Here is a 10,063-nt window from a genome sequence, read left to right as displayed (position 1 = left end):
GATCCCTCCAAGCGATTCCGCACCGGTACCGGTAGATGATCGCCTCCACCATGGTGCGGGCGTCGGCGAACGGCCTGCCGGCGCGGCCGGTCCGGGTCGGGAGCATCGGGGCGATCAACTCCCATTGTGCGTCGGAGAGCATCTGGAACCGGGACATGTCCCCAGGGTCTCAGCTGACTCGTGCATCTATTCTCAGACACGCCCTAGGTCAGGGTGAACGCCGAGGCTGGGAGGGGCTTGCCTGCGGTGTACCCCGCGCAGGAGGAGGCGGCCATGGCGGGCGCGGCCGTCGATGCGGCCACGGCCGGCACGGCCCAGGCGAGGCCGGTGGCTACTGAACGGCGGGAGATTTCCATGAGGGGTACTCCAGTTAGGGCACACAAAAGAATTCAGGTGCACACGATTAGGTTCGTGAAAGCAGGAGTGTTCGGCTACGGCCGTCGGTGCATCTGAGACTGCCGGGGTGCCGGGGTGTGGTCAGACCACCTGTCTCCTCAGAGTTCAGGTATGTTAAATCTCATGCATGCATCGCCATTGGAGCCTCGGATGACCGCCGGTGTGGATCGGCCGGCGGATGGCAAGGTCGCCGTGGAGAGGGTGGATCGCCCCGGTCGTCGGGGAATGCGGCTGCTGGGGCCGGCCTTCGTGGCGGCGGTGGCCTATGTGGACCCCGGCAATGTGGCTGCGAACCTGACGGCGGGGGCCCAGTACGGGTACCTGCTGGTCTGGGTGCTGGTCGCAGCGAACCTGATGGCCATGCTCGTGCAGTACCTCTCGGCGAAGCTCGGGCTCGTCACCGGCCGCTCGCTTCCGGAGCTGCTGGGGCACCGGTTGCCGCGCGGGCGGCGTTTGGCGTACTGGGTGCAGGCGGAGATCGTGGCCGCCGCCACGGATCTGGCCGAGGTGATCGGAGGGGCCATTGCCCTGCACATCCTCTTCGGTATCCCCCTGCTGGCCGGCGGGGTGATCGTCGGGGTGGTCTCGATGATCCTGTTGGGTGTGCAGTCCCGGCGCGGGCAGCAGCCCTTCGAGTTCGTCGTCATGGGCCTGCTGGCCGTGATCACCCTCGGGTTCGTCTCGGGACTGTTCTACGGGCCCATCTCCTGGGGTGAGGCCGTGGCGGGCATGGTCCCCCGGTTCGAGGGAACCCAGACGGTGCTCCTGGCGGCCGGCATGTTGGGGGCCACGGTGATGCCCCACGCGATCTATGTGCACTCAGCTCTGGCGCGTGACCGCCATCAGGGGGCCCACGCTCATCCGGGCACCCTTGGCAGGCTGCTGCGGGCCACCCGGTGGGATGTGGGGCTGTCGCTTCTGGTGGCAGGGTCGGTGAACATCGCGATGCTGCTGCTGGCGGCGGCCAATCTCTCCGGGGTCTCCGGGACGGACAGCATCGAAGGTGCCCATGCGGCGATTACGGCCGCGCTGGGCCCCACGGTGGGTGTCCTTTTCGGCGTCGGCCTGCTGGCCTCCGGGCTGGCCTCCACCGCGGTGGGCTCCTATGCGGGGTCGGAGATCATGGGCGGGCTGCTGCACTGGCGCATCCCTCAGATGGTGCGACGGGTGCTCACGCTGATCCCCGCGCTGTTGGTCATCGCCTCCGGGGTGGATCCCACCTGGGCGCTCGTCCTCTCCCAGGTGCTGCTCAGTGTCGGCATCCCCTTCGCCATGATCCCCCTAGTCCGCCTGACCGGCGCCCGGGCCGTGATGGGCCGACACGTGAACTCCGCGCCCCTGCAGACGGCGGCATGGGTGGTCGTGGCTCTGATCGTGGCCCTGAACGCCGTGCTGCTGTGGCTGACGTTGACCGGGCAGGAGTGAAGGAGGCCCCGCTATCGTGCAGGCCATGAGCCTTGACGAGATCACTCCGGTGGCCCAGGACTACCTCAAGGCAATCTGGTCTGCCACGGAGTGGGGAGACGCGCCGCTGAGCACGAATAGCCTGGCCGCACGAATGGGCACCACCGCGCCCAACGTCACCGAGACGGTCAAGCGCCTGGCAGCTCAGGGCCTGGTCGAGTACCAGCCCTACAAGCCCGTGACCCTCACCGGGAAGGGACGCGAGCACGCGATCGCGATGGTGCGCCGACACCGGCTGCTGGAAAGCTTCCTCGCCGCGACCCTGGGCTACTCCTGGGACGAAGTCCACGCGGAAGCCGAACGACTCGAGCACGCCGCCTCCGACGAGCTGATCGAGCGGATCGATCAGATGCTGGGCCGCCCCACGCGCGATCCCCACGGCGACCCCATTCCCACTCCCGAAGGGCAGCGGGCACAGCCAGCCCACGCGGTCCGCCTGGACGTGGCCGAGCCGGGGTTCTACCGGGTCCTACGCATCTCCGACGCCGACCCGCAGCGTCTGGTCCGCTTCCAGCAGGCCGGACTCGTTCCCGGCACTGTCGTCGAGGTGACCGAGGCGGGCCACTCCCGACTGCGCGTGGTCGCAGTCGGGCCCGTGGAACTCATCGAGACGGATGCGGCTGCCATCTGGCTGGTGCCGAGCGCGACTCGAGGATGAATCGTCCTCACCTTCATTGCGCATCGGTGCCGCCCCCGTCGAGAAGCAGGCTGTCCAAGGGGGTATACCCCTTTACACACCCTGCCCGCCCACGAGACCATCACGTCAGAGACGGTCCCAAAACGGGCCGTTAGACAGAAGTGTCGGAGGGTCTAAGACGTGGTTGGACAGACTGTGGCCTATGTGCGGGTCAGCTCGGCCGAGCAGAACCTGGATCGTCAGCTCGAGGCGGTGGGGGAGTGCGACCGCGTCTTCCAGGACAAGATCTCCGGCAGTTCCCGAGCCAAGCGCACCGGATTGGCCGAGCTGATGAAGTACGTCCGCGAGGGGGACCTGGTGAAGGTCGCCTCCATGGACCGGCTCGGCCGGGACACCCGGGACCTCTACGCAATCGTGGACGAGCTCACCGGCAAGGGGTGCGCGGTGCAGTTCGTGTCAGAGCGAATCACCGTGGACAAGTCCGGCAACTCCCCAGTCGATGGGCTCATGCTGGGCATCCTGGCGGCATTCGCTGAGTTCGAGCGCCGCCGGATCAAGGAGCGTCAGGCCGAGGGCATCGCCCTAGCCAAGGCCCGCGGCAAGTACGTCCAGACCCCGAAGCTCTCGGACACCGACGTGGAGCAGGCGCGCGTGATGATCGAGATGGGGATCCCGAAGGCCGAAGTGGCGCGCGCGTTCGGGGTGAGCCGGCAGACCCTATACACCTCTTTGAGACGTTCCGGATCGCAGACGCAGGCCGCAGGGGCCATCAATTAGATCTATTTGTCGGACGCCCCTGTATGCGAGTAATTCAAGTCTTTGTAATAAATCGGAGAATGGGAGAAAATTGATGAGCCAACTATCCCCGTCAAATTCAGGGATTATAATGCCTGGAAAAAAGTTTCCAGGCGGACGAAGCGTGCCAGTTTTTCTTCGGGAAGCGGGATCGACCGAAGTCAAAAAGATCTTCACAATATCCATTCTAAAAAAGGATGGAGGGATCATGATCTTCCCCGTCATGGACACCTGGGCAGATGTTACATACTCTCGTCTCGTGGTTCCGGAAGGTGGCGGTCTTTATTCTGACCCCTCATCGGAAATCGTCCGGAGCTCAGATGACCGGCCTAAACTCCATTACCACCGTTCCGGTATGACCTCGGTGCAACCCTCGAAGAAAACCGGCGGGCAGGATCGTAAAGTCGCCCGTCTGCCATCGATTGACATGGTGGACCGGGTACAAATTTTCTCGGCAATGATGAAGCTTCCCGTGCGTCTCCCCGCAGCATCGGACGCAGGCATTGGGATATACGTCATGGGAGACCTTATGATCGCTCAAAGCTTGGGCGTCTCCGGTGTGCTTTATCGAAGGGACAGTCTCAATGAGGTGCAGTTGCGCCAGTTGACCCTAGGGGAGCCAATTATTCAGTCTCCCAGTTGTGACTCCACGTTCATAATTGACTTGTCGGGCTATGGGTCCAACACTTTGCTCTGCATCAGCATGATTTTTTCCCCGACCCCGTTACCAGATACGGCTTCAGATTTTACCTTGACTTCATTTTTCCCCGCGATTATTCATGAGGCGGGTGCAGTCTGCATTCATGCGGGGGATGGTTCCCCGGTGCCAGGCCTCACTCATTCACCGCCGGAGCTCAAGGACATACTGCCGACAGAGTCAGGGGCCTATAAGGAGTCCCCACTGGAACGGGTAGCAAGGATTGCAGCTGGCGCAGATCGTTTGAACCGACAATCCAAAGCCGACCCGGCTGCACTTCCAGATCCCATCGATGGCATTTTGAGGCCTGTCCCGAGGGGGGTTTACAAGGGCGGCGCTTAGTCGGATCCTTAGGGCGCCCTCCTCACTTTCGTAGCGCAAGGAGGGTGCCCCGGCCGGGTCTCAGTCTGTCTGCTGTGAGGTGGCCTCTGCCTGGTCCCCAGAGGGGTGCCGGCGGTGAGACGGGTGGATGCTGGCCTGGGCGATCTGAGTGAGCTCTTCGGCCGAGAGCTTGAGCCGGCCGCGGTAGTCACCCGGGCGGCGGGTGGCCATGATCGTGCTGTACTCGTTCAGCATGCGGCGGTAGGCGCCGAGCATGGGCACGTGTGAGTTTCCCCGGTCGCTTGCATTGAACTGCTCCTGCAGGTCTGTCCACCGGCCATCGTTCATGAGGAACTCGGTGTACTCCGCCATCTGTGCTTCCAGTGGCTCGTGGAAGTCGAAGCCGCGGAAGACGAGGTTGTACTCGATCTTGGGATCGAGGCTGACCTCTTCCTTATCCAGCCGGGCTCGGCTGGCGGTGATGACGCGGAACATGTCGAGGATGTCCATCAACAGGGTCGAGTCGGGTTTGGAGAGCTCGTGGCTGAAGCCGGCCACCTCCGTGTGGTACTCGCCCGTGTAGCCCTTCTCGAGCACTTCTGCCCGCCGCAGCTGGTACTCGCGGTCACCGTCGGGGCCGTTGGCGTCCTTGGGCAGGACGTTGGCCAGGATGCGATGAAGCAGGGCGAGCTGCTGGCGCTCGTGCAGAGGGATGGAGTCAGGGGGCGGAACTTCTCCCCCCAGCGTGTCACTGGGCCGCTGCGCTGAGGGCAGGGCCGTGTGCAGGGCGGCCCGGACGAACTCGCTCAGGGTCACCCCTTCGTCTTCGGCCGCTTGCTTCACTGTGACGTGCTCCTGGTCGGTCAGTCGGATGGTGATTGTGGGCATGATGCCTCCCTTGTTCATGTATGACGGTATTGTCGTACTGAAATACAGTATATCATAGGCGCTGAATCGGCGGGTGGGGTGGTGGGGCCACGACTGCAGCCGCCCGCCACTGCCTCCACTGCCCGAAGGGGCGGGGCATGATGGATCGATCACCGTCGAAAGGCCGGCCCTCATGCAGACCAAACCCCTGTCCTGGGACCAGATCCGGGCGAACGCTGCCGCGTTCGTGCACGAGTGGGCGGGGGAGTCCTACGAGCGGGGTGAGTCCCAGTCGTTCTGGACGGAGCTGTTCGCGGTCTACGGAATCCGTCGCCGCAAGGTGGCCCAGTACGAGAGCCGGGCGAAGAAGGCCGACGGCGGAGCCGGGTTCATCGACGTGTTTTGGCCCGGCATGCTCATCGCGGAGCAGAAGTCCCTGGGCAAGGACTTGGCGGCCGCCGAGGATCAGGCGCTGACGTACCTGGCGAACGTGCCCGACGCGGAGCAGCCGCGGTACGTGATCACCTGCGACTTCGAGACGTTCCGCCTGCGCGACCTGGACGCCCCGGCCGGGGAGGAGGCTGTGGTCGAGTTCCCGCTGGAGCAGCTGCCAGTGGAGGCCGAGCGGTTCGGGTTCATCGCCGGTTACCAGAAGCGCGAGTTCGGTTCGGCCGAGCAGGCCGCGGCGTCCGTGAAGGCCGCGCAGTTGATGGCTGACCTCTACGTGGAGCTCGAGGGCTCCGGGTACGACGAGCACGAGGCGTCGGTGTTTCTCGTGCGGACGTTGTTCGCGCTGTTCGCGGACGATTCGGGTCTGTGGGAGCGGGATCTGTTCTTGGAGTTCATTCAGACCCGCACCGCGGAGGACGGTTCGGACCTGGGCGCGCAGTTGACCGCGCTGTTCCAGGTGCTGAACCGTCCGGTGAACAAGCGCATGGCCGGCACGGACGAGCTGATGCTGCGCTTCCCGTACGTGAACGGGTCCGTGTTCGGGGAGTCCATCTCGATTCCATACTTCAACGCCTCCATGCGACAGAAGCTGATCGAGGCGTGCCTGTTCAACTGGGGGTCGATTTCGCCGGCGATCTTCGGGTCGCTGTTCCAGGCGGTGAAGTCGAAGGAGGCGCGCCGGGAGCTGGGGGAGCACTACACGACCGAAGAGAACATCCTGAAGCTGATCGGCCCGTTGTTCCTGGATGAGCTGCGCGCGGAGTTCGTGAGGAGCATCCACGACCGCGCCGCCCTGGGCCGGCTGCACGAGCGACTTGGGCAGCTGCGGTTCTTGGACCCGGCGTGCGGATGCGGGAACTTCCTGATCGTGGCCTACCGGGAGCTGCGTGCCCTGGAGTTGGAGATCTTGGTGCGCCGGCAGGAGCTGTCGAAGAAGCGCTCCCAGACGGCGCTGGTACTGGATGAGGACGAGACGGTGAAGGTGCGCATGCCGCACTTCCACGGGATCGAGCTGGAGGAGTGGCCGGCGACCATCGCCCGGACGGCGATGTTCCTGGTGAACCACCAGGCGAACCAGGACATGTCGTTGAAGATCGGCATCTCCCCGGAGCAGCTGCCCCTGTCGGAGTCGGCGCACATTGTGGTCGGCAACGCGCTCGAGCTGGACTGGAACTCGGTTCTTCCGGCGTCGGAGGACGTGCGGGTGATGGGCAACCCTCCGTTCATCGGGGCACGATTGATGACGGCCGAGCAGAAGGCTGAAACGAACGCGTTGTGGCCGCGTGGCAAGGCTGGGCTTCTGGACTACTGCGCGGGCTGGTACGCCAAGGCCGCGGCCTACCTGGCCGACACCGAGCAGGCGAGCTTCGCGTTCGTGACGACGAACAGCATCACTCAGGGGCAGCAGGTGGCTGCGCTCTTCAGTGATCTGCTCGAGGACGGGTGGACAGTGCTGTTCGCGCATCGCACGTTCACTTGGACCTCTGAAGCGGCGAACGCCGCGGCCGTGCACTGCGTGATCGTCGGAATGGTCAAGGAGCGGCGCTCCTCGAGGCCGCTCTTCTCCTACCGGGCCGGCGCAGGGACACCGGAGATGCAGCCGGTGAGCCGCATCAACCCGTACCTGGTTGAAGGGCCTGACGTGTTTGTGCAGCCCCGAAGCAAGCCGCTCAGCACAGACCTTCCGGGGGCGGTGTTTGGGAGCATGGCCAACGACGGCGGCAACCTGCTCTTGGACACGGAGGGCCATGCCACCGCGCTGGCTGACGCGAGGGCCTCCAAATATGTGCGCCGATTCGTCGGCGCCCGCGAGCTCATCCACGACCTCGACCGTTGGTGCCTGTGGCTGGTCGACGTCGATGCCGATGATGTCGCTCGCTCTCCGTTCCTGCGCGAGCGCATCGAGCGGAATCGGGAGTACCGGGCCGCGAGCAAGCGCGCGGCCACGCGGAAGCTCGCAGCCACGCCGCACCTGTTTGGAGAACGCCGGGCTCCCTCCCAGGCGTACTTGTGCATTCCCCGCCACGTGTCGGAGAACAGGGCTTTCTTCACGGCCGCACGCTTCGATCCCGAGGTCATCGCGGGAGATGCAAACTTCGTCGTCCCGGACGAGGATGGCCTAGCCTTCGCAGTGATCTCGTCGTCGGCGTTCATCGCATGGCAGCGCATGGTCGGTGGACAGATCAAGTCGGACTTGCGGTTCTCGAACACGCTGGTGTGGAACACCCTGCCGTTGCCGGAGCTGTCCGAGACGGACCGGTCGAAGCTCATAACCGCAGGTGAGGGGGTGCTCGAGGCCCGCGCGTTGCACCCGGAGCGTTCGCTGGCCCAGCACTACAACCCGCTGGCGATGGACCCTGCGCTGGTGAAGGCGCACGCCGGGTTGGATCGCGTCATGGACGGCCTTCTCAGCCTGCCGGCGGGGGCGACCGAGAAGGACCGTCAGACGCGCCTGATGGAGCTGTACGCCGAGCGCGCCTGAGCGCTCCCGGCGCGGAGATGGGTCAGCGTTCGAGGCCGCTGGTCTGTTCGGCTACGACCGCACACGCGGCGTGAGACAAACTGTCACCTATCCGTGTACCAGTCCCCTTAGGCTCAGCTGCGATGCGACTTCGCATCGCGTCATCCACTCGAGCAAGGAACTCGCCCATGTCACGACGCTCTCTGGCTTCTCTGGCCACTGCTGCTGTTTTCGTCGCCACCGCTGTCCTGGGGGGTGCGGGCCCGGCGGCGGCCGGCACCACGTACTCGGCCCCGTTGCGCACGGCTGTGGCGTCGTTGCCGGTGGCGGCGGAGAAAAATGCCGGCTATGACCGGGCCGCCCAGTTCGGGGACTGGAAGGATGCGAACAGGGACTGCCAGAACACGCGGGCGGAGGTGTTGATCGCGGAGTCCAAGACCACCCCGAAGTTCACGACGGCCCGTAAGTGCACGGTGGCCACGGGCAAGTGGGTGAGCAGCTGGGATCTGCGCACGCACACGTCTGCATCGACGCTGCAGATCGATCACTTGGTGCCCGTGCATGAGGCGTGGGGCTCGGGAGCTCGGTACTGGACCAAGGCCAAGCGGGTGGCGTTCTACAACGACTTGGGGGATGACCGGTCGCTGAACGCGCAGACCTCGGCGTTGAACTCGGCCAAGCAGGCCCGCGGTCCGGAGCAGTGGCTGCCGCCGAAGAACCAGTGCAAGTACATCGCTGACTGGACCGCGGTGAAGATCCGCTGGGGGTTGAAGGCTGACGCCACGGAGAAGGCGTTCTTGGTGAAGAAGGCCGCCTCCTGCACGAACACCACCCTTAAGGTGACCCGGTACTGAGGCTGCGCGGCCGCAATGGCGCCCATCCCCTAGACGTTGACGGCTGCGGGTGTGGGCATTGGTCTGTCCGGGGGGCTGGTTCGAGGACTTGTGCTCGTACCCATGTCTGTCACGGCCACCCCTGAGATCCACAAGCGAATCGTGGGCGTGTTGCGCTTTTACCTGCGCGGCGAGGACGACTGAAACGGCGCCGAACTACCTGAACGGAGAACGACCATGACCGAGAGCACGGGTCTTGAACACGTGGCGCTGAGTCCCGGGTAGACGCCCCGACACACCCGCGTCCTCGAGAGGGGGTGCTGAGGATGTCGCGCGCACCGAGGCGCAGGAGCGGATCGCTGAACGTGGTCGATTGGGTGCTGGGGGTGTGCGGAGTGGTAGCTGCTTTCCGCGCTGTGGTTGCCCAAGATCGAGCACCACGGCCCGCTGACCCACTGCCCGATGATGTGGTGGCTGCTCGCGCGAAGGAGCTGCAAGAGAAGTGGGCGAGGAAGGGGAGATACAGAGCGGCGGTTATCACGTTGTTGGCCTCCGTGATAACGGCGGGGGGTGCTCTGCTGGCGGCGGCTGGCGCGACCGCCGACGAGCCTGCATGGGTAAAGGAGTCTGCTGTCCTTGCGGTCTTGGCGGCAACCAGCTTGCGGGTGCTGGCGAGTCTTCGCCCTACGGGATGGAAGCGGTTTCCGTGGTCCGCATGGGCGACGATCCTTTACGGGTCTCTGTGGCTACTGGTGATGGGCCTTGCGGCGGAGATGTGGTCTGCTCCGGGCTACATCCTCAGTACTCTCACTCCGTTGTTTCTGCTCGTCGCGGTGGTAGTGCAGGACAAGGCAACCATGAGGGGCCAGGCAGACGCTCCCGAGACCTTTCGAGAGATGATGGTGGATGCCATTCCGCAGAAGTGGCGGGACTAGGTGTTGTGGGTCATGAGGTTCTTGACATCCGTACCGGGCTGAGATGAGACGAGTGGGCCTCTCCCGCAGGATGGAAGTTCCGGGCGTGTCAGATGGTCTGTGTAAGCCGTACCGAGAGGAACGGTAAGAATCATGACCATGATCGACGAGAAGAACCCAGGCGAGCCCTCGGGCCAGGACCTGGTCGAGCAGCTGAAAGCCTCAGGG

10 protein-coding genes are annotated in these 10,063 nt (G+C 64.6%); 7 read left to right on the top strand and 3 right to left on the bottom strand.

Annotation, left to right across the window (positions count from 1 at the left end; all coding sequences use genetic code 11):
• Positions 1–157, bottom strand: a 157-nt coding sequence (locus D8M29_RS05015; RefSeq protein ID WP_148111522.1) for a transposase, incomplete at its 3' end; no start/stop codon positions are given.
• Positions 158–203: 46 nt separating this feature from the next.
• The gene (locus tag D8M29_RS13520) at positions 204–356 is read right to left on the bottom strand and encodes a hypothetical protein (protein WP_002857209.1); all 153 of its coding nucleotides are present in this window, start codon (positions 354–356) and stop codon (positions 204–206) included.
• Between the two features lie 190 nt (positions 357–546).
• On the opposite strand from D8M29_RS13520, the gene D8M29_RS05010 reads away from it, so the two are divergent.
• The 4 genes from D8M29_RS05010 to D8M29_RS04995 all read left to right on the top strand — a co-directional run bounded on the left by D8M29_RS05010 (position 547) and on the right by D8M29_RS04995 (position 4,331).
• Complete coding sequence (locus tag D8M29_RS05010) at positions 547–1,821, top strand: Nramp family divalent metal transporter (RefSeq protein WP_080981713.1); 1,275 nt, start codon at positions 547–549, stop codon at positions 1,819–1,821.
• A 25-nt stretch (positions 1,822–1,846) separates the two neighbouring features.
• On the top strand, positions 1,847–2,518 hold the full coding sequence (locus D8M29_RS05005) for a metal-dependent transcriptional regulator (protein ID WP_049147408.1): 672 nt from the start codon (positions 1,847–1,849) through the stop codon (positions 2,516–2,518).
• 159 nt (positions 2,519–2,677) lie between these two features.
• Entirely contained in the window at positions 2,678–3,274 is a 597-nt protein-coding gene (locus D8M29_RS05000; protein ID WP_087114237.1) for a recombinase family protein, read from the top strand.
• A 226-nt stretch (positions 3,275–3,500) separates the two neighbouring features.
• A complete protein-coding gene (locus D8M29_RS04995; protein ID WP_127445826.1) occupies positions 3,501–4,331 on the top strand; it encodes a hypothetical protein in 831 nt (276 codons plus the stop codon).
• A 60-nt stretch (positions 4,332–4,391) separates the two neighbouring features.
• Here the strand turns inward: D8M29_RS04995 and D8M29_RS04990 are convergent, their stop codons facing one another.
• Positions 4,392–5,198, bottom strand: a complete 807-nt coding sequence (locus tag D8M29_RS04990) for a YfbU family protein (protein WP_087114241.1) — start codon at positions 5,196–5,198, stop codon at positions 4,392–4,394.
• A 172-nt stretch (positions 5,199–5,370) separates the two neighbouring features.
• Between D8M29_RS04990 and D8M29_RS14130 the strand changes: the two genes are divergently transcribed.
• The 3 genes from D8M29_RS14130 (at position 5,371) to D8M29_RS04975 (ending at position 9,856) form a co-directional block, all read left to right on the top strand.
• Complete coding sequence (locus tag D8M29_RS14130) at positions 5,371–8,109, top strand: DNA methyltransferase (protein WP_087114238.1); 2,739 nt, start codon at positions 5,371–5,373, stop codon at positions 8,107–8,109.
• Between the two features lie 167 nt (positions 8,110–8,276).
• On the top strand, positions 8,277–8,942 hold the full coding sequence (locus D8M29_RS04980; RefSeq protein WP_087114239.1) for an HNH endonuclease family protein: 666 nt from the start codon (positions 8,277–8,279) through the stop codon (positions 8,940–8,942).
• Between the two features lie 449 nt (positions 8,943–9,391).
• The gene (locus D8M29_RS04975; protein WP_069941825.1) at positions 9,392–9,856 is read left to right on the top strand and encodes a hypothetical protein; all 465 of its coding nucleotides are present in this window, start codon (positions 9,392–9,394) and stop codon (positions 9,854–9,856) included.
• The last annotated feature ends 207 nt before the right edge of the window (positions 9,857–10,063 follow it).

It is taken from the genome of Micrococcus sp. HSID17227, assembly GCF_003989405.1.
GTDB classification, from domain to species: Bacteria; Actinomycetota; Actinomycetes; order Actinomycetales; family Micrococcaceae; genus Micrococcus; species Micrococcus luteus.
Note: the sequence above shows the minus strand (reverse complement) of the source record. Positions and strands in the feature narration are given on the sequence as shown.

What these genes read in the sequence shown, in the direction of transcription:
- D8M29_RS14130 (WP_087114238.1), top strand. Translation starts at nt 5,371, where the DNA reads ATGCAGACCAAACCCCTGTCCTGGGACCAGATCCGGGCGAACGCTGCC.
- D8M29_RS13520 (WP_002857209.1), bottom strand. Translation starts at nt 356, where the DNA reads ATGGAAATCTCCCGCCGTTCAGTAGCCACCGGCCTCGCCTGGGCCGTG.
- D8M29_RS05010 (WP_080981713.1), top strand. Translation starts at nt 547, where the DNA reads ATGACCGCCGGTGTGGATCGGCCGGCGGATGGCAAGGTCGCCGTGGAG.
- D8M29_RS04990 (WP_087114241.1), bottom strand. Translation starts at nt 5,198, where the DNA reads ATGCCCACAATCACCATCCGACTGACCGACCAGGAGCACGTCACAGTG.
- D8M29_RS04980 (WP_087114239.1), top strand. Translation starts at nt 8,277, where the DNA reads ATGTCACGACGCTCTCTGGCTTCTCTGGCCACTGCTGCTGTTTTCGTC.
- D8M29_RS04995 (WP_127445826.1), top strand. Translation starts at nt 3,501, where the DNA reads ATGATCTTCCCCGTCATGGACACCTGGGCAGATGTTACATACTCTCGT.
- D8M29_RS05005 (WP_049147408.1), top strand. Translation starts at nt 1,847, where the DNA reads ATGAGCCTTGACGAGATCACTCCGGTGGCCCAGGACTACCTCAAGGCA.